The organism is Stenotrophomonas sp. YJH_SMC_133 (assembly GCF_059370655.1).
This window is the reverse complement of record NZ_JCAFTW010000019.1, coordinates 1-23,788: the sequence shown is the minus strand read 5'-3', so window position 1 is coordinate 23,788 and position 23,788 is coordinate 1. Positions and strand designations below refer to the sequence as shown.

Here is a 23,788-nt window from a genome sequence, read left to right as displayed (position 1 = left end):
ATCCACGCATGGCGTGGATCTACCGAAGGCCAACCAATGGTAGCGCCGGGCCGTGTCCGGCGGGAGCCGAGCGCAGGCTCGGCGCTACAGGGGCGCGTTGTCACTGGGCGGCGGGCTCTGCGCCAGTTCCACCCGCGGCCGGGGCAGGTCGTGCAGCTGCATGAAGCGCGCCGCATCGACCGGCCGTCCCAGCAGGTAGCCCTGCAGGTAGTCGCAGCCCAGGCGCTCCAGGTAGGCGCGCTGGGCGGCGGTCTCCACGCCCTCGGCGACGATGTCCATGTCCAGCGCATGGCCCAGCGCCACGATCGCCGAGACGATCACCACGTCCTCTGCACTGTGTTCCAGGTCGCGCACGAACGCATGGTCGATCTTGATCTCGGTGGCTGGCAGCCGCTTCAGGTACAGCAGGCTGGAATAGCCGGTGCCGAAGTCATCGATGGAGATGCCTACGCCCAGCGCCGACAGCGCCTGCAGCAGGCGCAGGCTGGTGTCGGTATCGCGCATCACCGTGCTTTCGGTGATTTCCAGCACCAGGTGGCGCGGGGCGATGTTGTGGCGTTCGATCACCGCGCGCACATCCTGCAGCAGGTGCGGCGAACTGAACTGCACCGGCGACAGGTTCACCGACATCGACCAGCCTTCGTGACCGGCATCGTGCCAGCGCCGCAGCTGCAGGCAGGCCTGGTCCAGCGCCCAGCGCCCGATCTCGTTGATCGCACCACTGCGCTCGGCCAGGCGGATGAACCGATCGGGCGGAATCAGGCCATGCTCCGGGTGGTGCCAGCGGATCAATGCTTCGGCACCGGCCACCTTCTGCGTGGCCACGCGGATCTTGGGCTGGTAGTGCAGGAACAGCTGCTCGCTGCCGATGGCCCGGCGCAGGTCGGCCAGCAGCCGGAACTGTTGTTCGGCGCTGTCATTCATCCAGTCGGCGAACAGCACGAAGGCGTTGCGCCCGGATTCCTTGGCCTGGTACATCGCCGCGTCGGCAAAGGCCATCAGCTGCCGCTCGCTGGCGGCGTGATCCGGGCAGATCGCCACGCCGATGCTGGCGGTTACCTGCAGTTCGTTGTCCGGCAGCAACGGCCCACTGCCGACCGCCTGCAGGATGCGCCGGGCGAGGGTTGGCAGATCCTCATCGTGCTCGATGCGCACCACCAGCACGAACTCATCGCCGCCCAGGCGCGCCAGCATGTCATGCGGGCGCAGCAGCTGGCGGGTGCGCTCGGCCACCGCCACCAGCAATGCGTCACCCGCCTGGTGGCCATAGGCATCGTTGACCTGCTTGAAGCCGTCCAGGTCCATGAACATCACCGCGAAGCGGCTGCCGCCCTGTTCGGCCTCGGCCAGTGCCTGCACGATGCGGCGCTGCAACAGCAGGCGGTTGGGCAGGCGGGTGAGCGGATCATGCAGTGCGGCCTGGGTCAGTTCCTGCTGCGCATCGGTCAACGAAGTGCTCAGCATGGAATTGCGCAGCCGCAGCAGCTGCGCCTCCACCCGCTGGTCCAGCCAGGACACCACCAGCACCACCGCGAGGATCGCGACCGTCAGCACCACTACCAGCATCGCCAGCCACTCGTTCTGCAGGCCATCGCCGACCGCCGCGCCGCAGATGCTGCCTTCCGGAAAGCGTGCAGCGGCCATGCCGGTGTAATGCATGCCGACAATGGCCAGCCCGAGCAGGCCAGCGGCTGCCAGGCGATCACCGATGCGGGTGCGCTGCGCGCGCAGGCGGAATGCCACATACAACGCAGTCCATGAGGCGGCGACCGCCACGATCAGCGAGAACAGCAGCCAGCCCGGGTCATAGTCGATGCCGGGTTGCATGCGCATCGCCGCCATGCCGACGTAGTGCATGCCGGCAATACCGGTACCCATCAGCAATGCCCCGCCGGCCAGGCGTGGGTGCGGCAGGGTGCGCAGCGAAACCAGCCACAGCGCGAACACCGATGAGGCGATGGCCAGGGCCAGGGAGAGCAGGGTGATCGGCAGGTCGTAACCGAGCGGAATGGGCAGGTCGAAGGCGAGCATGCCGATGAAGTGCATCGACCAGATGCCCAGGCCCATGGCGAAGCCACCACCGAGGCGCCACCACCAGGCCGCGCCCTTGCCGGGTGCGGTGACCGTGCGCCCGGCCATCGCCAGCGCGGTGTATGACGCCATCACGGCAACCAGCAACGAGATCGCCACCAGCCACGGGTTGTACGTGCCTACCAGCATTCGTCAGTCTCCCGGACCTGCCTGTCGACGGAAACCACGGTGGGGCATGCATGAGGCAGGCCGACGCAGGGCGGCGGCCACGTGCGGCATCCCCCCGGTTGCCGCGCATTCACTCTAGCGCGCAGACCCGGGGGAAGGGCAAGCAGTAAAACGTGATGATCGGGTCAGTGTGTGACCGCGTCCGCAGCCTGGAAGGCGGCATCGAACAGGCGCTGTACCGGCGGGCCCATTTCCCCGGCCAGCAGGGCCAGCAGGAACAGGCCCAGCAGCAGTGAGACCGGCAGGCCCAGCTGGATCGGATTCAGTGCCGGGGCTGCACGCGCCAGCACGCCGAAGGCCAGGTTCACCGCCAGCATCGCCACGGTCAGTGGAATGGCCAGGGTCAGTGCGCCGCGCAGCACGGTCAGCAGGAAGGTCGGAGCGATGCTGAAGAAGGCGTGCGGGTCCGGCAGCGGCGCGCCGATCGGCAGCGCCCGGTAGCTGTCCACCACCAGCGAGATCAGCGCCAGATGGCCGTTGGCAGTGAAGAACAGCAGGCCGAACAGCAGGTAGAACCACTGCCCGATCACGCCGGAGGTGCCGCCACGAAGCGGGTCGCTCATCTGCGCAAAGGCCAGGCCGGTGCCCTGGGCGATCAGTTCGCCGGCCATCGCGCCGGCCTCGAACACCAGCCGCAGCAGGAAGCCGATGGACACGCCGATGGCCAGCTCGCGGGCGATGGTCAGTACGGTGGCAGCATCGAAGCCGGTCCAGTCCGGAACCGGCGGCAGCAGCGGTGCCAACGCGATGGCAAGGGTACCGGCCAGGATCACGCGGATCCGTGCCGGCACCGCGCGGGTGCCGACCATGGGCATGGCCATGGCCACCGCGCCGATGCGCAGCATGGTCCACAGCACGGTGCCGATCATGCCGAAGGCCTGCAGGCCGTCGGCAGCCATCTGGGTGGCGGCGTCCATCGAGGCGCGTGTCCTAGCCGATCAGGTGTGGAATGCGCTGGAACAGCAGCGTGGTGAATTCAACCAGGTGGCCGATCAGGAGGCTGCCGAGCGCGAACAGCACCGCGGTCAGTGCCGCCGCCTTGGCAACGAAGGCGATGGTCGGTTCGTTGAGCTGGGTCGCGGCCTGCACCACGCCCACCACAACGCCCACCACCAGCACGGTGAGCAGCAGCGGGCCGGCCACCCACAACACGGTGATCAGGCCGCCACGCAGTTCGGTCAAGGCAAGTTCGGGAGACATTCGGGGTCCATCTGCTTGTGTGGAGTCGAGCCGCGCTCGACTGTGCTTCTGTAGAGCCGAGCCATGCCCGACTGCCTCTCAATCACGCCGGATTGAAGCTCGCCGCCAACGTACCCACGGTCAGCACCCAGCCATCCACCAGCACGAACAGCAGGATCTTGAACGGTGCCGACACCAGCATCGGCGACAGCATCATCATGCCCATCGACATCAGCACGCTGGCCACGACCAGGTCGATGATCACGAACGGGATGAAGATCAGGAAGCCGATTTCGAAGGCGGTCTTCAGTTCGCTGGTGACGAACGATGCGACCAGTACCGGGAACGGGATGGCGTCGGGGCTGGCGTAGGTGCCGTGCCCGGCGATGCCGGCGAAGGTCATCAGGTCGGTCTCCCGGATCTGCGCCAGCATGAAGCCGCGCAACGGCGTGGTGGTCAGCGTCCAGGCGGTCTGGAAGTCGATCTCGCCATTGAGGTACGGCGCCATGCCGGTGCTCCAGGCCTTGTCCCAGGTCGGCATCATCACCATCGCGGTGAGGAACAGGGCCAGGCCCAGCAGCACCTGGTTGGACGGGGTCTGCCCGGTACCCAGCGCCTGGCGCAGCAGGCCCAGCACGATGATGATGCGGGTGAACGAGGTCAGCACCAGCAACATCGACGGGATCAGGGTGATCGCCGTCATCAGCAGCAGGGTCTGCAGCGGCAGGCTGACCGGCGCACCTCCGATCTTGCCGACGTTGATGTCCGGCAGTGGCGTGGTCGGTGCGCCGGGTGCAGCGAAGGCCAGTGCCGGCAACAGGCACAGGGCGAGCATCAGCAGCCACGGCATCAGGGTGGCAAGACGGGTACGGGCGACACGCATGTCAGGGGTCCTTGCGCAGCCGCTGCTGCAGCAGCTGGGCGAAATTCGGAAGATTCTTGAAGTCCGGCACGCGCACGGGCGCGGGCGGCGGCAGCGGTTCGGGCAGGGTGTGCAGGGTGTTGATGCCGCCGGCGGTGACGCCCAGCAGCAGCTGCTGGCCGTTGACCTCGACCACCACCACGCGCTCCTTGGCACCGACACTCAGGCTGGCCACCACCTTCATGCCTTCGGCCGGGCGGAAACCACTGCCGGGCAGGCGCTTGAGCAGCCAGCCGAGGCCGATGACCAGCGCCAGCACTGCCAGCAGCGCCAGCACCGCGCCGAACAGGCTCGGTGCGGCGGCTGCGTGCTGGCCGATCTGCGGGCCGGCCGGAGCGGCGGTCTTGCCGACCGCCAGCAGGGTGGAGGCCAGCAGGCTCAACGCAGTCTCCGGATCCGCTCGCTCGGGCTGACCACATCGGTCAGGCGCACGCCGAAGCGGTCATTGATCACCACCACTTCGCCATGGGCGATCAGGGTGCCGTTGACGAACACATCCAGCGACTCGCCGGCACCACGTTCCAGTTCCACCACCGAACCCTGGTTGAGCTGCAGCAGGTTGCGGATCGGCAGGCGCGCGCGACCGACTTCCAGCGACAGCGTCACCGGTACGTCGAGGATCACGTCCAGGTTCAGGTCCGGGCCGTTCGCCTCATCGGCCTGCAGGCTGCTGAACTGGGCCGGAGTGGGTTCGAGGGCGTCGATATCGTTCATTGCGGGTCTTCCTGGATGACGGGTACGCGCGGGCGGGTGCCCGGCGGATGGGTAGCGGTGATCTTCACGGCGTTCATGCCGTTGGCGATGCCGAACTCGCCGGTGAACACCGGGATGTTCTCCACGCACACCGGCACCTGCGGGCTCAGCTCGATCGGCAGGATGTCGCCGACCTTCAGCTGGGTCAGGTCACGCAGGGTCATGCGCTTGCTGGCCAGTACGCTGGACAGGGTGACTTCGGCGATGTTGAGCTGTTCACGCAGGGTCTTGCCCCAGCTCTCGTCGCGGTCGTTGCGGTCGCTCTGGATGCCGGCGTCGAGCAGCTCGCGGATCGGCTCCAGCATCGAATACGGCAGGGTGACGTGGATGTCGCCACCGCCGCCATCGAGTTCGACGTGCAGGCGGCACACCACCACGTATTCGCGCGGCGTCACGATGTTGGCGAAGTGCGGGTTGATCTCCGAGTTGATGTACTCGAAGTCGACGTCCATCACCGGTGCCCAGGCCTCGCGCAGGTCGGCGAAGGTCTGCTTCAGCAGCAGGTGGATCACCCGCATTTCGGTGGCGGTGAACTCGCGGCCTTCGATGCGGGTGGGGTAGCGCCCGTCGCCACCGAAGAAGTTGTCGACGATGGCGAACACCAGGGTCGGCTCGAACACGATCAGGCCGGTACCGCGCAGCGGCTTGAAGCGGATCAGGTTCAGGTTGGTCGGCACATACAGCGAGTGCATGTAGTCGTTGAACTTGATCAGCTCGATGCCGCGCACCGACAGCTCGGCCGAGCGACGGATCAGGTTGAACAGGCCGATCCGCCACAGGCGCGCGAAACGCTCGTGGACCATTTCCAGGGTTGGCATGCGACCGCGGATGATGCGGTCCTGGCTGGCGAAGTCGTACGAGCGCGCTTCGCCTGACGGCGGTTCCGGATCGGTTTCGACCGCGCCACTGTCCACGCCGTGGAGCAGGGCATCGATCTCGTCCTGGGACAACAGATCATTCATCGGTGGGCCCTTACTGGGTCACGAAGCTGGTGAACAGCAGGTCGTCGGCACCATTGCTGCCGGTCTCGGCCTTGAGCACTTTCTGCACTTCGGCCAGCGACGCAGCCTGCAGCTTCTGCTTGCCGGCGACATCGGCGATCTGGTCCGGGCTGACCTGCGAGAACAGCATCAGCAGGCGTGCGCGGATGGCGGGTGCATGGGTCTTGATCGCTTCCAGCGCGGACGGGTCGCGGGTCATCAGCTGCACTTCCAGCTGCAGGTAGCGCGGGCCATCGACCGGGCCGTTGAGGTTGACCACGAAGGCCGGGTCCAGCGCGAAATACTGGGCCGGTGCCGGGGTCGCGGTCTTCTTCGGGGCCTGCGCGGCCTTGTCTTCGTGCTTGGACTGGGTGAAGAACCAGACGCCGCCACCGGCGGCAGCGGCGGCCAGTACGGCCACCAGCGCGGTGATCAGGATCGGACTACGCGGCTTGGCGGCCTTGTCCTTCTCGGCTGTCTTCTTGGTTTTGTCAGCGGCTGCGGCCACGGGGTGAAGCTCCTGAGGGTTGCTTCACCGGGATATGCAAGGGGTGTGCCGAAGGCGGGGCAGAGGGGTGCGACGGAATTCCGTCGGGGGGCGGTGGGGCCGTGCGGAGCAAGCTCCGCACCCACCAACGCGATACTGGCCGGTGCGGCTCCATTGCCCCGGTGTCCTGATAGGCGCCAACCGCCCCGCCCTGGTGGGTGCCAACCTTGGTTGGCACGCCAGTCAGGCGTAGGCGTCCAGCAACCCGCGCTGGCGGATCAGCTGCGCGGACGACACGTTGGTGTCGCCGGGCGACGGTTCTCCGTCACCGGCGGTCCCACCGTTGCCAGATGCTCCCGACGCATTGCCGTCGCCCCCCGGGGCCTGGTGGCCAACATCAGCGTGTGCCAGCTGGAAGCCCTGTTCGCCCAGCAGCTCGCGCAGGCGCGGCAGGCTGCTTTCCAGCGCCTGCCGCACATCCACGTGCGGGCTGCTGAAGCTGGCATGCACCTTGTCGCCGTTCAACTGCAGGCGAACATCCACCGGGCCCATGTCGTCCGGGCTCAGGCGGATATGGGCGTGGCCGATTTTCTGGTCGGCCAGCCAGCCCAGGCGTGCGCCAATGGCCTGGTCGAAGCCGTCGTCACCCAGCACCGGCTTCGGTGTGGGTTCGCCATTGAAGATCGCGTTGCCGGTGGCGAGCGCCGCCTTCAGGTCCTGTACGGCGGCCCCCGCCGGTGCATGCAGCAGTGGTGCACTGGCGCGGTCGCCAACGGCGGCCACGTCACTGCCTTCGCCGCGCTCGCTGCGCTTGCCGGGCAGGATCATCTCCGGCAGTGGCAGCGCGCTGGCATCGCCCGCGCTGGTCGCCGCCGGTTTGCCGTCGGCCGTCGCTGCGGCGGCCGCTGCTGGGGCAGTTGCAGGCAGTGCCGGATTCGCGGCAGGGGCAACGGGCAGTGCGCTGCTGTCGCTGGCCTGCGACGGTGCAGCGGTGGTCGGCAGGGCAGCGGCCGCATCCACGGGCGTCGGCATCGCCAGCACCAGGCCGGCCAGACCGAGCGGCGGCCAAGGGGCGTCTTCGGTCGCGGCGGGCTTGTCCTTGTCGGTAGCGGGTGCAGCCGGGGTCACGGCAACGGGCGGCAGCGGCGGCGCTTCAGCGGTTACCGCTTCGGCGTCGCTACGTTCGCCTGGTGCCTGGCCACTGCTGTCAGTGGTCGACGGCTGGCTCGACGTGGATGGCGACGGCGTGGTGGCGCTGCCGGCAGGGGCGGGTGCAGAGGGCGCGCCATCCTGCAGCAGCTGGCTGAAGTCCTTTCCGCCTTCGCTGCGCGGGGCGCGCGCCGCACTGTTGCTGGTGGCCGGCGTGGCAGGGTTGGCGCTGCCGGCGAGTGGGGAGGGCATCACGAGCGACCTCCCTGCTCGGTGCCGTCCTGGTCTTCGGCCTGGACCAGGCGCGCGCGGCGCGCACCGATATCGTCCATCTCGCGCTGGTCGCGGCGGTCGGTCACCACTTTTTCCTGCGCGCGGTAGCTGGCGGCAAGCTGTTCCAGCACGGCCTTGTCACGGCTGGCCAGGATCAGCCGGGCGCGCTCGGCTTCCACCTTTTCGCGGTTGCCATTGACCGTGGCCTGCTGCTGTTCGACGGCACTGTCCAACCGGTCGAGGAAAGCGCGTCGGTTCAGCAGCTGCGCCGGGCTGGTGGCGGCCATCTGTGCGTTGGCGTACTCCTCGGCGTAGCGGCGCAGTTCGTCCAGTCGCGATAGATGGGTATCGAGCACGCGCTGGCGTTCGGCCAGGTCGCGGGCGACCGCGTCCTCGTGTTCCTGGGCCCGCTTGAGCAGGGGATCAATGCGCTTGGACTGGTTCATGGCTTAACTCTCTTGTTCCACCAGGCGCTGCAGCGCCGCCTGGCTGTGCGGGAGATCTGCGGCCTTGGCAACGTCCTGGCCGAGGAACTCCATGATTTCCGGCCAGCGTTCCAGGGCTTCGTCGGTGGCCGCGTCATGGCCGCGCTGGTAGGCACCGATGGCGATCAGGTCACGGTTGGCCGAGTAGGCCGAGACCAGTCGCTTCAATTTGCGGATGCGCAGGCGCCACGGCTCGTCGGCGATTTCCGTGACCACGCGGCTGACCGACGATTCGACGTCGATGGCCGGGTACAGGCCGCTGTCGGCCACGCGCCGCGAGAGCAGGATGTGGCCGTCGAGGATCGCGCGCGCCGCATCGGCGATCGGGTCCTGCGGATCATCGCCTTCGGTCAGCACCGTGTAGAACGCAGTGATCGAGCCACGGCCCTTGGCGCCATTGCCGGCGCGTTCGACCAGTGCCGGCAGCTTGGCGAACACCGACGGCGGGTAGCCGCGGGTGGTCGGCGGCTCGCCCACCGACAGGCCGATCTCGCGCTGCGCCTGGGCAAAGCGGGTCAGCGAGTCCATCAGCAGCAGCACGTTCAGTCCCTGGTCGCGGAACCATTCGGCGATGGCGGTAGCGCGGTAGGCACCGTGCAGGCGCGCCAGCGGCGGCCGGTCGGCGGGACTGGCCACTACCACGGCGCGGCGCAGGCCTTCCTCGCCCAGCGTGGTCTCGACGAAATCGCGCACTTCGCGGCCACGTTCACCGATCAGGCCGACCACGATCACGTCGGCGGCGGTGTAGCGGGTCATCATGCCCAGCAGCGTCGACTTGCCGACGCCGGAGCCGGCGAACAGGCCGACACGCTGGCCGCGGCCGATCGGCAGCAGCGCGTTGATCGCGCGCACGCCCACGTCCAGCGGCTGGGTGATCGGTTCACGCGCCAGTGGATTGATCGACACGCCGGCCATGCCGACATGGCCTTCGGCGCGGATCGGGCCCTTGCCGTCCAGCGGCACGCCATCGCTGTCGATGACGCGGCCAAGCAGGCCTTCGCCCACTTCCACGCCACCGCGGCGCGCCGACGGCACCACGCGGGCGTTGGGCAACAGGCCATGCAGCTCGGCACTGGGCATTAGGTAAGTGCGCTCGCCGGCGAAGCCGACCACTTCGGCATCGACCCAGCCGCCGTCGACCACTTCCACCTTGCAGCTGGCACCCAGCGGCGCCTCGCAGCCGACGGCTTCCAGGGTCAGTCCGACCGCGCGGCGCAGCACGCCTTCGCGGATCAGGCCACGGCCATGGGCGGTATCCACGCGCAGTCCATCGAGGCGACGGGCCAGGCGCAGGTTGCGGGCCATGGCCCAGTCGGCCGGTGGCGGCGTCGGCTGCGGATCGGGGTTCATGCATTGGCTCCGGTCTGGCGGATCACCGCGTCCAGCGCGCCGCGCAGGCGGGCTTCCAGGGTGCCGTCGATGCGCACGGCTTCGGCGTGCACGCGTAGATCGCCGCGGCTGAGGCTGGTGTCTGGCACCAGGCGCTGTTGTGGCGGCAGGCTCAACAGCGGGGCGAGGGCGGCGATGTCATCGGGATGCAGTCGCACTTCGACCTCGCGGGTGCTGCCACCCACCGCGTCGATGGCCTCACCGACCAGCTGTGCCAGCAGTGCCGGGTCAGCTTCATAGGCGCGGCCGACCAGCGCACCGGCGATGCGTACCGCCAGTTCGCCCAGTGCGCCGACCACTTCGTTCTCCAGCCGCACCAGCGGTCGGCTGAAGTTGTCGAGGATGCCTTCGATCTGCGCGGCGAGGCGACGCACTTCGGCCTGGCCCTGGCCGTAACCTTCGGCATGGCCGTGCTGGAAGCCTTCCTTCTCGGCGCTGTCCTGGATGGCCTGGATTTCCTCCAGGGTCGGCAGCTGCAGCGGCGGCTCCGGCTCGTGCTCCGGGTCCGGCTCGGTGAGTTCGAACCCATCCTCCTGCTCCAGCACCGGTTCGGGCTGGGCCAGCAGGTCCGGGGCAAGCCAGCGCACGACGTTGCTCACAGCATGGCCTCCGCGCTGCCACCGATGGTGACGGTGCCTTCATCGGCCATGCGCTTGACGATGGCCAGGATCTCGCGCTGTGCGCCTTCCACGTCGGACAGGCGCACCGGGCCACGAGCTTCCATGTCTTCCAGCAGGATTTCGGCCGCGCGCTGCGACATGTTGCGGGTGATCTTGTCGCGCACCTTGATGTCGGCACCGCGCAGGGCCAGGCCCAGGCGCTCGCCGCTCACTTCGCGCAGCACCAGCTGCATTTCGCGGTCATCCAGGTCGACCAGATCGTCGAACACGAACATCAGGTCCTGGATGCGGTTGCTCAACGGCGCATCGATGCGGGCGATTTCTCCCAGGATCGCCTGGTCCTGGCCGCTGTCCATGAAGTTCAGGATGTTGGCCGCGCACTGCACGCCGCCGATGTTGGACGATTTCAGGTTCTGGTTGCCGGCGAACTGGCGCTCCATGATCTCGTTGAGTTCATTGAGTGCGTTCGGCGGAATGCCGTCGAGGGTGGCGATGCGCAGCAGCACGTCCACGCGGGTACGGTCCGGCAGCAGTTTCAGCGCGTCGGCGGCCTGGTCGGTTTCCAGGTGCGCCATCACGATGGCGATGATCTGCGGGTGCTCGTTGCGCACCAGGTCGGCCACCGCACGCGGGTCCATCCACTTCAGCGCGTCCAGGCCGGTGGTGTTGCGGCCGAGCAGGATGCGGTCGATCAGGTTGCCGGCCTTCTCGCTGCCCAGCGCCTGCACCAGCATGTTGCGGATGTAGTCGTCCGAGCCCACGCCCAGCGAGGTCTTCGAGCCCAGCTCCTGGCCGAACTGGTCCATCACCCGTTCCACCTGCTCGCGGGTGATGTCGGTCATGGTGGCCATGGCGATGCCGATCTTCTGCACTTCCTTGGGTTCCATGTGGCGCAGCACTTCGGCCGCATCCAGCTCACCCAGGGACAGCAGCAGCACGGCCGCGCGCTGTACGCCGGTCAGTTGTGCCTCAGTCATTGGCCACCCAGCCCTTGACCACCTGGGCCACGCGCTTGGAGTCGGTCTTCACGGCTTCACGCGCCATCCGCAGTCGTTCCTCATAAGAATCCACCGGCAGGGCCAGTGCGTCTGGTCCGGCCAGGCTGGCCCGGTCGGCGCCCAGCGCCGGCAGCGGCATGCCATCGTCATCGACCAGCTGCACATCCGCGGTGTGCGGTTCCAGTGCCGGTTCGTCGTTCTTCTTGTTCTGGCCGGTGATCGCACGCAGTGCCGGGCGCAGCACACCGAACAGCAGCGCCAGCACCACCACCGCGCCGAGCAGCATGCGGCCGGCATCGTGCACCCACGGCAGCTCCCACCAGGCCGGGCCTTCGACCGGCGTGGTATCCCGCACGAACGGGGCATTCATCACCGACACGGTATCGCCACGCTCGGCGTTGAAGCCGACGGCCTGCTTGACCAGCGCTTCGACGCGGGTCAGTTCGGCGGCCGACAGCGGCTGCGGGCTCATCTTGCCGTTGGCGCCGGCGCGCGGCACGTTGTCCACCAGCACCGCCACCGAGACGCGCTTGATGCGGCCTGCCGGCTGGCGGGTGTGCTGCAGGGTGCGGTCCAGCTCGTAGTTGCGGGTGGCGTTCTTGCTGCTTTCGGTCGGGGTCTGCGCGGTGGCCGGTGCAGCCTGCTGGCCCGGCGGGCTGTTGCTGGTCGCACCCGGCACACCCTGCGGGCCAGGGGTGCTGGTGGTGTTCTCGCTCATCTGCTCGCTGCGCAGCTTCTGCGGCTCACCGTTGTAAAGCTCGCGGGCCTCCTCGGTCACCGAGAAATCCATGTCCACGCTCACTTCCGGGTTGACGCGGCCAGGGCCGGTCATCGGTTCCAGCAGCTCGCGGATGCGCTGGTTGAACGAGGTTTCCTGGCGGCGCACCTGCTCGAACTGGGCAGCGTTGACCGCCGCCTCGCTGTTCGGGTCGGTGATGCTGAGCATGCGCCCACTCTGGTCGACCACGGTCACCCGCTCCGGCGCGAGATCCGGGATGCTGGCCGCAACCATGTGCACGATGGCATCCACCTGGCTGCGTTCCAGCTGCTGGCCACCACGCAGTTCCAGGGTGACCGAGGCACTGGCTACGTCGCGCTGGCGGGTGAAGGCGCTGGGCTTGGGAATGGCCAGGTGCACGCGCGAATCGCGCACCGGGCGCAGCGTGTTGATGGTGCGCGACAGTTCGGTTTCCAGCGCGTGCTGGTAGCGCGCGCTTTCGACGAACTGGCTGACGCCGAAGCCCGGGTCGCGTTCCATCAGCTCGAAGCCGAGCTTGCCACTGTCGGTCAGGCCGGAACCGGCCAGCTTCAGGCGGGCGTCGTGCAGGTTCTTTTCCGGCACGGTGATGCCACCGGTGGCCGGGTCGAGCGCGAACGGAATCTGCGCGGCGCGCAGCAGGTCGGTCGCTTCAGCGGTGGCCTTCTGGTCCAGGCCGGTGTACAGCGGGACCATGCCCGGCTTCTGCGACCAGAAGAACACGGACAGGCCTGCCGCCACCGCCACCGCGATCATCGCCATCAGGCCCAGCCGACGGGTGATCTGCAGGCTCTGCAGGCGGTCGAACCATTGCCCGGCCTTTTCGGCGTTCAGGCTGTCCTTGGAGAGCGTCAGTGCCATGCGTCTCTATTCCTTACAGCGGCATGTTCATCACGTCCTGGTAAGCCTGGACGAGACGGTTGCGGACTTCCACGGTGGCGCGGAAGGCGATCTGGGACTGCTGCGAGGCGACCATCACCTTGGCGAGGTCGGCGCTGGGGTCGCCCATTTCGAAGGCCTTGGCGAGGGCGCCGGATTTCTGTTGCGCATCGTTGACGCCGGCAATCGCACCACGCAGGGTTTCGGTGAAGCTGGCCGGCTGGGCCTGCGGTGCATCCAGCACCGTGCCCGGCAGGGCGTTGCTGCGAGGCGTTTCGCCCAGCGGGTTGAGCGCCGGCTGTCCCATCTGGGTCTGATAGGAGCGGATCTGCGAAAGGATCGAAGTGACGGAGTGGGACATCTGCAACGGTTCCAGAAACAGGGATGGGGTTGTCTGCTGTAGCCAGTGCAAGTGCCGTGCCGAAACCGGTTTTCGATTCAGTGAAGTGAGGAGGTTGGATGTGCGTGCGGGGTTGCACCCCGCTCCCCGCGGTAGTGCCGGCCGCTGGCCGGCAACCTCAGCGGCAACGGCCGAAGCAACAGCAAAAGCGGGGCTACTGATGGTTGGCGGGCTGGGTCCGGTTACGGGGGACGCCGTAAACCCGTCCTTGGGGGCTTGGCCGCGGCATCCATGCCGCGGACACCCCCGCAACCGGACCCACCCCGCCTTCGACAGTGGGCCGCGATCTGTTGGAACCTGCTGCTGATGGTGCTTCTGATGGTGCTTCTGATGATGGTGGGTGCCGACCGTTGGTCGGCACGGGGTCGGATCCCGTTGCAACGCAACCGGCTCTGACTCCGGTCGTGGCGCCATTTAACCGGCGTCGGTTTTCTGGCCTAGGGCTGCAGGGTCCATCGGCCGGAATTCTGGCGCTGGCGCGGGGCAATGGGTCCGTCGTGCTGGGTGTAGATGAAGCGACCCTGGCGGTCGCTCTGGCAGGTCAGCAGCAGGGTGTAGTGGGCGGGGCCGGCCGGGTGGGCCTCGGTCATGTGGAGTTCCGCGATATGCGGGGCCAGGCGCTGGTAGCGGTAGCTGCCGCCGATGCGCAGGTCGGTGCCGAGGATGTCGAGCACGTACTGGCTGCCGGCGAAGCTGACCTGGACCATGCGTCCGGCATTGGGGTTGTCCGGGGCGTACAGCGGGTCGCTGAGGTTGGTGAACTGGCGCTGGTCGAGCGTGGCGGGCAGGATGCAGTTGGCCGCGGTGGCCAGGGCCGGGCAGAGCAGGACGGCGAGCAGGATCAAGCGATGCATGTGGACCTCCTTGGGATGTCCTTGCCAATGCACCGCAGTTCGGCGCTGCTGTCTTTAGGAAGACTTGTAAACGCGGGAGTTTCGGCTCCCTACCGCAGGTGGCACTTTGACCCCTGCGAGTTCGTTCAGCTGGTCGGCGCGGCGTGCTCGCATTCGACGCCTCGCATGGGCTTCGGGTTAACCGTTGCCTCGGGCATTTGAGGAGCGTTCCTTCACTTCCTGCAGCCACGCTTCGAACATATCGGAAGGCAGGAGATCTTCGGTATTGGAGAAATGGAGATCGTGGCTGAACTTGACGCTCAGCTTTTCCGTAACGGCGTCGAAGTGCGCCTTCAGCTGGGTAGGGGGTTCTCGATCATGATTCTTATGAAGTTCAAGTAGGCGATCAAGATCGTCCAAGAGAAAATCCAGCAGGGCGCTGCCACGGGAATCGGAAAGGTCAAACGGCTGACCACTTCCGGCCGCGGGAGCGTCGTTCAACTGGTTGGTCCTGTAGAGGTGACCGCCAATGTCATAGAAGACGTCTGCAGATGACGTCCCATCTTCCGCTGCACCGTACAGGTAGACCCCATCCACGCGATGCTCTCCGTACTCCAGGCAAACGCTCAGCATTGATTCCAGTATTTCCTGCATGGAATCTTCGAAGGTCCCGTTCATGGCATTCCCTGGTCGAAATCACAACCCTTGAGGCTATTGCGTAACGAAGCAGAACGCATTGGGAAAAGTTGTAAATCTCAAAAACACGAACGCCCGGGCAAGCCCAGGCGTTCGTGCCCCCTTCATGCTGGTAGCGCGCTTCAGCCGGCCAGTTCGGCCTGCTCGCGTTCGATGCCGTACTTGCGCAGCTTTTCCACCAGGGTGGTGCGGCGCAGGCCGAGCAGCTGGGCGGCGTGGGCGACCACGCCCTGGGTGCGTTCCAGTGCTTCGTTGATCAGGCCCAGTTCGATGTTGGCCATGTGGTTGCGCAGGTCCATGCCTTCGTCGGGCAGGGCGGCCGGTGCCGCCGGGCGATTGACAGCGATGCCGTGCTCCAGCGCCGGCTGGTTGCCGCTGCCGGGCGTGTGGAACGAGAAGCTGCGCAGGTCCAGTCGCTCTTCGCTGGTGGCGGGCTGTGCCGGCGCCGGCGTAGCGACGGCGGCCAGCGCGGCATCGCCACGGTAGCGGGCCGGCAGGTCCTGTACGCGCACCGATCCACCCGGATGCAGCACGGCCAGGCGCTCGACCAGGTTGGTCAGCTCGCGCACGTTGCCCGGCCATTCGTAGCCCGCCAGTGCCTGCAGGGCTTCCGGGGTGAAGCGCACTTCGCCACGGCCGGTGCGCGCCAGCTGTGCGGCGATGGTTTCCACCAGTGCCGGCAGGTCCTCGCGACGCTCGCGCAGCGCGGGTACTTCAATCGGGAACACGTTGAGGCGGTAGAACAGATCCTCACGGAACTTGCCTTCGGCGATGCGGGTTTCCAGATCACGGTGGGTCGCGGCCACGACACGCACGTTGCAGCGGATGGTCTGGTTGCCACCGACGCGCTCGAAGCTGCGTTCCTGCAGCACGCGCAGCAGCTTCACCTGCATCGGCAGGCTCATGTCGCCAATTTCGTCCAGCAGCAGGGTGCCGCCTTCGGCCATCTCGAAGCGGCCCTTGCGCGCGGTCAATGCGCCGGTGAAGGCACCCTTTTCGTGACCGAACAGTTCGCTTTCCAGCAGGTCGGCCGGAATGGCGCCGCAGTTGATCGCCACGAACGGGCCATCACGGCGCGGCGAGCGCTGGTGGATGGCGCGCGACACCACTTCCTTGCCGGTGCCGGATTCGCCCAGCACCAGCACGGTGGTGTCGAACGCGGCGACCTGCTCGATCATGGTGCGCAGCGCGGTGACCGCCGGGCCGTTGCCGGTCGGTCCCTGCTCCTGCGCCGCACCGGCCTGGTGCTCGGCATCCAGGCGCTTGAGGCTGGCGCGGCGCAGCAGGGCTTCCATCTGCGCGTGGCGCAGCGGCGTCTCCAGCGGCCAGATGTTGGCTTCGTGCAGGCCGTGCTGCTGCGCGAAGGCTGCGGCATCACCGTCGGCCAGCAGTACCGGCGGTGGCAGGCTGCTGCCGCCCAGCCAGTTGTAGAGTGCGGCGCTGGCGGCGTTGTCGTCCAGACTGCCGACGATCACTGCCATCCAATCGTTCTGGCGCTGCCGGCCCAGATCGAAGTCGGCCGCGTCGGAGACCCAGCGCGGGTTGAAGTCCATGAACTCCAGCAGGGCAACGGTGCGCTCTGCACGCACGGCGTCGTTGTCCAGCACAAGGATGCGCGATTCGCTCACGACTGTTCCTCCCTGAGGCCTTCCAGGATCGGCATGACTTCCTGGATGTAGGACAGCTTGCTGACGAAATTATCGGCACCAGCACGCAGCGCGTGCTCGCGGTGCTCAGCGTCGTCGAAGTGGCTGGCGATCACGATGTACGGTGCGTCGTCCTGCGACTTGATCAGGCGGGTGGCCTGCAGGCCGCCCATCTCAGGCATTGCCAGATCCATCAATACGACCTGCGGGCGCAACGTTTCCGAACGCTCGATCGCTTCCAGGCCGTTGCCGGCGCTGCCGACGATCTGCAGCCAGTCGATCTTGCGGAAGTGGCGCATTGCCGCGTTGATGAAGCCCTCGTGGTCATCGACCAGCAGGACGGTAAGCTTGTTCATGTGCAACATCCTTTTCAGCCCACCCGGGCCAGCTGTGGTTGCCTGGCGCCGAGCCGGCGCCGTTCACGGGCCGGGGCGATGTCCAGTTGTTCCCGGTATTTTGCGACGGTTCGGCGGGCAATGTTCACCCCCTGGCGTGACAACAGGCCGGCGATCGCCTCATCGGCCAGTGGCCGACCGGCCGGTTCGGCGTCGATCAGGCGGCGGACCATGGCCTTGACCGCCTGCCCGGAGACGCTGGCGCCTTCCAGTCGGACGGCGAAGAAATGCTTCAGTTCGAAGGTGCCGCGCGGGGTCTGCAGGAACTTGCCGGTGGTGATGCGCGAGACGGTGGACTCGTGCATGCCGATTTCCTCGGCCACTTCCTTCAGGGTCAGCGGTGCCATGGCTTCCTCGCCACGCACCAGGAACGCGGCCTGGCGCTCGACGATTACCCGCGCGGTGCGCAGCAGGGTGTCGTAGCGCATCGACAGGCCGCGGCTGAACCAGCGCGCTTCCTGCAGCATCTCGCGCAGTGCCGGGGCGGCCTCACTGGTCTCTGCCAGCGCCTGTTCGTACTGGCTGTTGATGGAGACGCGGCGACTGGTGGCCGGGTTCAATGCCACTTTCCACTGGCCATCGGCGTGCCAGGCAACCACATCCGGAACCACGACGGCATTGCGTTCCGGCAGCAGGCTGTCGCCTGGGCGTGGCTGCAGCGACAGGATCAGGCGTACCGCTTCGCGCACGTCGTCGATCTCGGCGTCGTGCTGGCGGGCGAGGGCGGGGTAATCATGTGCGGCCAGCGCATCGAGTGCGCCGTCCAGGATGCGCGTGGCCAGGTGGCGGGCGGGCACCGCGCCGTGCAGGCTGCGCAGCTGCGCCTGCAGGCCCTCGCGCAGGTCCTGGGCGGCCATGCCGGCCGGTTCACCGTGCAGCAGCTGCTGGCGGATGGCTTCGACGCCGTCGGCGTCGATGTCGAACTGGGCGCTGGCCAGCAGCTGCAGCTGGCCCAGTGGCGCCTGCAGGTAGCCAGCCTCGTCGCAGTGGTCCAGCCAGAATGCGGCCACTGCCAGCTGGCGATCATCCATGTCCAGCGACAGGCGCTGCAGCACGCGCAGCTGCGGGTCGGTGGATTCGCCGGCGGCGATGCGCGCCATGCGGTCGTCGTCGCCGTCCTGCCAGCTGGCGCCGGCCACGTCCCACATCGACGACTCGGGCAGCTCGTCGAACGCGGCGGTTTCCAGCGTCGGGGTGGCAACGTCGGTGGCGTCGGCGGCCGGTGCTTCGGGTTCTTCGATTTCCAGCAGGGGATTGGAGTCCAGCAGGCGCTGGATTTCCTGTTCCAGGTGCAGGCCATCAAGCTGCAGCAGCCGGATCGACTGCAGCAGCTGCGGGGTGAGGTGAAGTTGTTGGCCCAGCTGGGTCGAGAGTGCAGCCTTCATCGTAGTTCCCCGGCGCCGCTCCCCGGCGCCTTGTGGAACGCATCTTGCTTTTGATCCGGCGGTGGCGGAATCGGGGGGTTCCTGAGGAGCTTCGTGAATTTCCTGACGGCGTGTAGGGATATTCCCTACAGCGGTGCGGAATGTTGACGATGATCGCTGCTAAGTTGCTGATTTCCGGTGCAAGGCCGGGATTGATCGGGCTGCACCGTGTACGGATTCCTGTCGGGGAGTGTCGGGATGACGGGAATTCGACGCCGGGTGCGGGTTGGCTGCGTCGGCTGTCGATAGAGACGATCACCGGTAGAGTCGACTGTCAGTCGACTGCTCTCCGATCAGACCAAGGAAAAGTTCCGCGCTCCGCGCGCAAGTCGACTGACAGTCGACTCTACCAGCAGCCCACTCTACCCAGCCATCGCTTCGTCACGCCGAGGCTGGCGCTTACTCCAGCTCGTGCTGATGGCGCGCGGCCAACAGCAGCAGATCGTTGGCGCGACGGCAGCCCAGTGACTCCATCATGCGTGCGCGGTGGGTTTCCACTGTCTTGACGCTGATGCCGAGGTCGGCGGCGATTTCCTTGTTGCTCTCGCCCTTGCCGATGCGGCGCAGGATCTCGCGCTGGCGCGGCGACAGCGCGGCGATGCCGGTGGGTTTCTCGCGGCCGAGCATCGGTGCCAGCATCTTGGCGGAGATCTGCGGGCTCAGGAACACCTGGCCGGCATGCGCCGCGCGAAGCGCCAGCTCCAGTTCCTGCGGCGCCGCATCCTTGACCACGAACCCGACCGCGCCCCGATCCAGCGCATCGCGCACGTGCGCGGCGTCGTCGTGCATGGTCATCATCACAACCCGGGTACCGGGCGCGCGCAGCCGGATATCGCTGAGCGCTTCCAGACCCGTACGGCCAGGCAATGACAGGTCCATCAGGACCACGTCCGGGGCGTGCTGCAGGGCCAGCTGCAGCGCCTGTTCGGCGTTGCTGGCCTCTGCAACCAGCTGCACGTCGGCAAACCCCTGCAGCAGCCGCGCCAGGCCGGCGCGGACCAGGGTGTGATCGTCGACGATGAGAACTCGCACAGGCACGCAGCAGGTCCGTGTAGGGGAGTCCACCTTAACTTAGCTGAACGGGCGCGCCAAGGCTTGCCCGCCAAGCGTGATGGTGGCAGGTTTCAGCGCGCCCGGCGTGCCTCGGCCACCTGGCGCCGGTGCAGGCGGAACAGGTGGCGCTCCATGGCCATTTCCAGGCCATCGCCAAGGCGCTGGAAGCGCAGCCACAGATAGTGGCCGCCGCCGCCATCGGCCGCTTCGGCAATCACTTCCACCGGCAGGTCGATATGGTCGGGCAGCCAATCACTGGGCTGCAGACGGACCAGGCCCGCCTGGCCGGGGCTGGCGCCACTGCGCGGGCCCAGTTGCAGGCGGATGCCACGGCGCGACCAGCGCACCGGGCGCAGGGTCAGTTCCTGGCCCTGCTGGTGGACCAGGCGGCCAAGCAACACCATCGCCAGATCCAGCTTCGCCTCCAGCCGCTGCAATTGCAGGCTGGCTTCATTGCGGTCGTCATGCTCGTCAACGCGGCTGTCTTCAACCAGCGCCAGGCTGCGCAGCAGGCCCTCGGCACTGCCGGTACGGCCGGTGCCACTGCCTGCCTGGAATTCGGCGGGCAGTGCCAGCTCGCAGCTGAGCGTTTCGTCGAACAGCTCGCTTTCGGCGGGATGGTGCAGTGACGTTGTCGGCAGTTGGGTCATGCCAGCGATTCTGCCTGCAGGTAGGCATGGGCCGCGCGAAGAGAGCGCTGGCCGTCATTCATCAGTGCTGCCACCGCATCGCGACGCTGGCGCAGCAGGCCCAGCAGGTTCTGCTGGCGCTCGAACAGCGCACTGAGCGGTGCGTGGTCGTCCGAGGTCAGCGGCTGGCTGAGCAGGGCATGCAGCGTGCTGTCGTGACCGTCGAGCAGGCTGTCGGCCTGGTCGAGGGCGTCTTCGCCCAGGGCCTTTTCGAAGGCGTCCAGCTGGGCGTGCAGTTCGTGCAGGCTCATGGGGCCACCGCAGCCGGGCGGCGCTGTTCCATCGGGATCGCATTCCAGGCGCTGTCGATCTCGCCCAGCAACTGCAGGGACTCATCGAGGGCGGCACGGTCGTTGTGCAGGTTGGCCTCGGTCAGGCGCTGCAGCACGTAGTCGTAGAGTGCCGACAGGTTCCCGGCGATTTCACCGCCAGCCTCATGATCCAGCGAGCCATTGAGGTGGCCGACGATCGCGCAGACCTCGCCGATCGCCTTGCCCTTGCCGGCCTGGTCGCCACGCTCGAGGCTGGCCAGGGCGCGCCGCACGCGCTCCAGCGCGCCGGCCAGCAGCATCGCCACCAGCTTGTGCGGATCGGCATCGGCGACCGCACTGGTCACTCCCACCTGGCGGTACTGCTCGGCATATTGACGGCTGGAACCGTACATTCGTGATTCTCCTTGCGCGGGGTGCCGCCGGCGGGTCGTGGGGACCGTTGCCGGCGGTGCGGCGTTGATTGCTGTTGCGTCCGTTATCGGTGCGTTACACGCCAAACTTGAGCGTTGCACGCAGTCCTTTAGCGGTTCAGCTGTGCCAGCTGCTGCTGCAGCGACGTATTGCTCTGCTGCAACTTGCCCATCAGGCTGTCCAGCGCGATGAACTGCTTCTTGTAGCGCTCTTCCACGTTCTTCATGCGCGTGTCGAGGTCCTTGCGGCGCTTGTCGATGTTGTCCAGCGTGGTGTTGAGGCCCTTGGTGCGGGCGACGAAGGCGCCTTCCTTGCCGACCGTGGTGCTGACGTAGCCGTCGACCATGGTGTACAGCGTGCCGGCACCACCGGTGTCGCCGGTGATCGCCGAGCGGATCTTCTCGGGCTGGCTGGCCAGCGCGGCGGCAAACTTGGTGGCGTCCAGCACCAGGCTGCCGTCGGCGTTGGGATAGCCGCGCGTCTGCAGTCCCAGCGTCTTCGGGTCCAGGCCATCGGCGGACAGCTCCTTCAGCACGCCCGACATCACCGAGCGCAACTGGCTGGAGGCACCACGCATCTGCGCGTCGCCGGTCAGCGTGGCGGCTTCCTTGGTCTTGGCGTCGTACTTGGTCTCGGTGTTGATCGCCGCGATGGCTGCGTTGTAGGCGGTCACGAACTCCTGCATCACCTTGGTGGCTGCAGTGGTATCGGTGCTGATCACGACGGTGCTCTTGCCTTTGACCTTGAGGTTCAGGGTCAACCCCGGCACGGCGTCGGCCACGGTGTTGCTGGCGCTGACCACCGTGACGCCATCGATGGTCAGCTCGGCATCGGCTGCCGCGGTGTTTTCCTGGAGGCTGCCCACCAGTGCGGTCAGTTTCGGGTCGCTGCCGCCGTATTCGAGCTTGATGGCATTGGCGGCGCCGGTCTTTTCCTGGGCGATCGACAGGTACTGGTTGTCGCCCGAGGCGATCAGGGTCGCCTGCACGCCTTCCTTCCGGCCTGCGGCGTCGATCTTGTTGCGCACGGTGGTCAGCGTATCGCCGGCTTCCACCTCGACCTTCATCGTCTTTGCCTTGTCGCCAACGCCAACGGTCAGCGTCAAGGTTCCGGCGCCGAAGGTGTCGGTCTTCCCCACCGAGGTATTGGCAATCAGCTTGTGCGCGGTGGCAAGGGATTTCACCTCCACCTGATGCGTGCCATTGGAGGCCGCTGCCTTGGTCGTGCCCAGGTCGTACAGTGCCACCGAGGCCGTCAGCACGTCGTCGGTGTTGGCGGGCTGTGCCTTGCCGGTGGCGGTCACCGTGCGGGTATCGAAGGCCGTGGTGGCCTTCAGTGCGGTCAGTGCGGTCTTCAGCTTGTCGAAGGCCGAAGTGACAGTGCCGATCGACGACAGCTGCATCTTGGCCTTGGACTGCTGCAGGTTCAGCGCGTTGTCGGCGGGCTTGCGGTCGGCTGCGACCAGCTGGTTGACGATGTCCGAGATGTTGAGCCCCGAGCCAATGCCACCGTATCCAAAGCTTGCCATGTGATTCTCCTGGTATCCGGGCCTGGCCGTCGTGCGGTGGCCCGTCGTCAACGAAAATAGCGGCCTGCGCCGCTGGGTCTTGAGGACTTCGTTGATGCACGTGCCGTGCCAATGGTCTGGCGCAGGTTCTGGCACGCGGGTTGCAGGAAGGCTGGGGCAGGGTGCGGGTAGGTTCACCGCGGGCTGCCGGGAGTCTGCAAAAAGCCCTCCCCCAATGCAGGGGAGGGATCAGGCTACTGACAATCGGGGGGAGACGAAGCCGCCCGGTACGTACAGTCAAAGGTACAGCGCTGAAAGAGAGGTCCGCAGGAGCGGGCGATGCCAAGCCGGTTCGGGAGTGATCCCGGGCCGGGCATGGCCCGCGCCTTCGTGCATCGTGGCTTCCCGGTTGCCGCTACCGTCGGTTCGACCCGACGGTAGCGGCGCCTTCTTGCCGTGGATCAGCGCAGCAGGCTGAGCACGCCCTGCGGCACCTGGTTGGCCTGGGCCAGCATGGCCGTACCGGCCTGCTGCAGGATCTGGGTGCGGGTCAGCTCTGCGGTTTCCTTGGCGAAGTCGGTGTCCTTGATGCGGCTGCGCGAAGCCGACAGGTTTTCCGACGAGGTCTGCAGGTTGGCCACCACCGAGGTGAAGCGGTTCTGCACGGCGCCGAGGTCAGCGCGGGTGCTGTTGATCGCGCCCAGGGCCTTGTCGACCACTTCCATCGCCTGCTGCGCGCCCTTCACGGTGGACACGTCGATCTTGTCGGCGAAGCTCTTGGCCACTGCGGTGGTGCTGGCGGTGATGTCGCCCGGGCCGGTGGCGATGCCGGTCCAGGTGCCGGTTTCCACGGCGATACCGAGGAAGGCGCCATTCTTGTCGACGCTGTCCTTGACCGAGCTCAGGTTGATCTTGCCACCACCGGCAGCGTCGACCTCGGCCAGGACGCCGGTCTCACCGATCTTGGCATTGATCGCAGCGACCATGGCCTTGGTGGCGGCGTCCTGGGTCTTGGTGCCATCGGCACCGCCCTGGGCGGCCACGTCGATGTCGGCGATGCTGATTGCCGAACCTGCACCGTTGGTGATGGTCATGCCGCTGACCTTCACGCCGGTTGCGCCGTCTGCCGGAGCGGCGATGGTGAAGCTGACCGAATCGAACATCGCACCACCCAGGGCATTGGCCTTGGCATCGATGGTCTTGTCGATGGCAATGGCCTGGCCGGCATTGGCGCCGACCTGGAACAGCTGGCTGGAGAACGAGCCGTCCAGCAGCTTGGTGCCGTTGAAGTCCGACTGCTTGGCGACGCGGTCGATTTCGCTGACCAGCTGG

The 23,788-nt window shown here is 67.0% G+C and carries 26 protein-coding genes; all 26 read right to left on the bottom strand.

Annotated elements, in window-relative coordinates; all coding sequences use genetic code 11:
• Positions 1–84: 84 nt before the first annotated feature.
• Positions 85–2,220 carry a putative bifunctional diguanylate cyclase/phosphodiesterase gene (locus tag AC5P78_RS20230; protein WP_138970238.1) on the bottom strand — a complete coding sequence of 712 codons (2,136 nt, stop codon included), beginning with the start codon at positions 2,218–2,220 and terminating at the stop codon, positions 85–87.
• 164 nt (positions 2,221–2,384) lie between these two features.
• Positions 2,385–3,176, bottom strand: coding sequence for a flagellar biosynthetic protein FliR (gene fliR, locus AC5P78_RS20225; RefSeq protein WP_005409539.1), 792 nt, complete (start codon positions 3,174–3,176; stop codon positions 2,385–2,387).
• A 13-nt stretch (positions 3,177–3,189) separates the two neighbouring features.
• Entirely contained in the window at positions 3,190–3,459 is a 270-nt protein-coding gene (locus AC5P78_RS20220; RefSeq protein WP_005413254.1) for a flagellar biosynthetic protein FliQ, read from the bottom strand.
• 82 nt (positions 3,460–3,541) lie between these two features.
• The gene (gene fliP, locus AC5P78_RS20215) at positions 3,542–4,321 is read right to left on the bottom strand and encodes a flagellar type III secretion system pore protein FliP (protein ID WP_049404621.1); all 780 of its coding nucleotides are present in this window, start codon (positions 4,319–4,321) and stop codon (positions 3,542–3,544) included.
• A gap of 1 nt (position 4,322) precedes the next feature.
• Positions 4,323–4,742, bottom strand: a complete 420-nt coding sequence (fliO, locus tag AC5P78_RS20210; RefSeq protein WP_005409542.1) for a flagellar biosynthetic protein FliO — start codon at positions 4,740–4,742, stop codon at positions 4,323–4,325.
• Positions 4,739–5,074, bottom strand: coding sequence for a flagellar motor switch protein FliN (gene fliN / locus AC5P78_RS20205; RefSeq protein ID WP_005409543.1), 336 nt, complete (start codon positions 5,072–5,074; stop codon positions 4,739–4,741). Before fliN ends, fliO begins: the two co-directional genes overlap by 4 nt.
• Positions 5,071–6,075: a flagellar motor switch protein FliM gene (gene fliM, locus AC5P78_RS20200; protein WP_005409544.1), complete on the bottom strand. Its 1,005-nt coding sequence runs from the start codon at positions 6,073–6,075 to the stop codon at positions 5,071–5,073. Before fliM ends, fliN begins: the two co-directional genes overlap by 4 nt.
• 10 nt (positions 6,076–6,085) lie before the next feature.
• Positions 6,086–6,601 (bottom strand): flagellar basal body-associated FliL family protein, encoded by a 516-nt coding sequence (locus tag AC5P78_RS20195; protein ID WP_062606966.1) that lies wholly within the window; start codon positions 6,599–6,601, stop codon positions 6,086–6,088.
• Positions 6,602–6,823: 222 nt separating this feature from the next.
• Positions 6,824–7,981 carry a flagellar hook-length control protein FliK gene (locus AC5P78_RS20190; protein WP_138970237.1) on the bottom strand — a complete coding sequence of 386 codons (1,158 nt, stop codon included), beginning with the start codon at positions 7,979–7,981 and terminating at the stop codon, positions 6,824–6,826.
• Positions 7,981–8,448: a flagellar export protein FliJ gene (fliJ, locus tag AC5P78_RS20185; RefSeq protein WP_005413256.1), complete on the bottom strand. Its 468-nt coding sequence runs from the start codon at positions 8,446–8,448 to the stop codon at positions 7,981–7,983. The genes AC5P78_RS20190 and fliJ overlap by 1 nt, the downstream gene beginning before the upstream one ends.
• 3 nt (positions 8,449–8,451) lie before the next feature.
• Positions 8,452–9,837: a FliI/YscN family ATPase gene (locus AC5P78_RS20180; protein ID WP_138970236.1), complete on the bottom strand. Its 1,386-nt coding sequence runs from the start codon at positions 9,835–9,837 to the stop codon at positions 8,452–8,454.
• Complete coding sequence (locus AC5P78_RS20175) at positions 9,834–10,475, bottom strand: FliH/SctL family protein (protein WP_012480109.1); 642 nt, start codon at positions 10,473–10,475, stop codon at positions 9,834–9,836. The genes AC5P78_RS20180 and AC5P78_RS20175 overlap by 4 nt, the downstream gene beginning before the upstream one ends.
• Entirely contained in the window at positions 10,472–11,458 is a 987-nt protein-coding gene (gene fliG / locus AC5P78_RS20170) for a flagellar motor switch protein FliG (protein WP_024958226.1), read from the bottom strand. The genes AC5P78_RS20175 and fliG overlap by 4 nt, the downstream gene beginning before the upstream one ends.
• 7 nt (positions 11,459–11,465) lie before the next feature.
• Positions 11,466–13,112, bottom strand: coding sequence for a flagellar basal-body MS-ring/collar protein FliF (fliF, locus tag AC5P78_RS20165; RefSeq protein WP_012480110.1), 1,647 nt, complete (start codon positions 13,110–13,112; stop codon positions 11,466–11,468).
• A gap of 13 nt (positions 13,113–13,125) precedes the next feature.
• Entirely contained in the window at positions 13,126–13,491 is a 366-nt protein-coding gene (gene fliE / locus AC5P78_RS20160; protein WP_005409552.1) for a flagellar hook-basal body complex protein FliE, read from the bottom strand.
• 476 nt (positions 13,492–13,967) lie between these two features.
• Positions 13,968–14,384, bottom strand: coding sequence for a hypothetical protein (locus AC5P78_RS20155; protein WP_044570072.1), 417 nt, complete (start codon positions 14,382–14,384; stop codon positions 13,968–13,970).
• 177 nt (positions 14,385–14,561) lie between these two features.
• Positions 14,562–15,041: a hypothetical protein gene (locus AC5P78_RS20150; protein WP_012480112.1), complete on the bottom strand. Its 480-nt coding sequence runs from the start codon at positions 15,039–15,041 to the stop codon at positions 14,562–14,564.
• A 140-nt stretch (positions 15,042–15,181) separates the two neighbouring features.
• The gene (locus AC5P78_RS20145; RefSeq protein WP_012480113.1) at positions 15,182–16,687 is read right to left on the bottom strand and encodes a sigma-54 dependent transcriptional regulator; all 1,506 of its coding nucleotides are present in this window, start codon (positions 16,685–16,687) and stop codon (positions 15,182–15,184) included.
• A complete protein-coding gene (locus tag AC5P78_RS20140) occupies positions 16,684–17,061 on the bottom strand; it encodes a response regulator (protein ID WP_005409556.1) in 378 nt (125 codons plus the stop codon). The genes AC5P78_RS20145 and AC5P78_RS20140 overlap by 4 nt, the downstream gene beginning before the upstream one ends.
• Before the next feature lie 14 nt (positions 17,062–17,075).
• Positions 17,076–18,485, bottom strand: a complete 1,410-nt coding sequence (gene rpoN / locus AC5P78_RS20135) for an RNA polymerase factor sigma-54 (protein ID WP_065184137.1) — start codon at positions 18,483–18,485, stop codon at positions 17,076–17,078.
• Positions 18,486–18,923: 438 nt separating this feature from the next.
• The gene (locus tag AC5P78_RS20130; protein WP_005413261.1) at positions 18,924–19,556 is read right to left on the bottom strand and encodes a response regulator; all 633 of its coding nucleotides are present in this window, start codon (positions 19,554–19,556) and stop codon (positions 18,924–18,926) included.
• Between the two features lie 92 nt (positions 19,557–19,648).
• On the bottom strand, positions 19,649–20,227 hold the full coding sequence (locus tag AC5P78_RS20125) for a PilZ domain-containing protein (RefSeq protein WP_495217345.1): 579 nt from the start codon (positions 20,225–20,227) through the stop codon (positions 19,649–19,651).
• Positions 20,224–20,517, bottom strand: coding sequence for a hypothetical protein (locus AC5P78_RS20120; RefSeq protein ID WP_005413263.1), 294 nt, complete (start codon positions 20,515–20,517; stop codon positions 20,224–20,226). The genes AC5P78_RS20125 and AC5P78_RS20120 overlap by 4 nt, the downstream gene beginning before the upstream one ends.
• Positions 20,514–20,930 (bottom strand): flagellar export chaperone FliS, encoded by a 417-nt coding sequence (fliS, locus tag AC5P78_RS20115; RefSeq protein ID WP_049448908.1) that lies wholly within the window; start codon positions 20,928–20,930, stop codon positions 20,514–20,516. The genes AC5P78_RS20120 and fliS overlap by 4 nt, the downstream gene beginning before the upstream one ends.
• 128 nt (positions 20,931–21,058) lie before the next feature.
• Complete coding sequence (gene fliD, locus AC5P78_RS20110; protein ID WP_043033573.1) at positions 21,059–22,477, bottom strand: flagellar filament capping protein FliD; 1,419 nt, start codon at positions 22,475–22,477, stop codon at positions 21,059–21,061.
• Positions 22,478–22,917: 440 nt separating this feature from the next.
• The coding region (locus AC5P78_RS20105) for a flagellin (RefSeq protein ID WP_495217344.1) at positions 22,918–23,788 on the bottom strand (871 nt) is incomplete at its 5' end.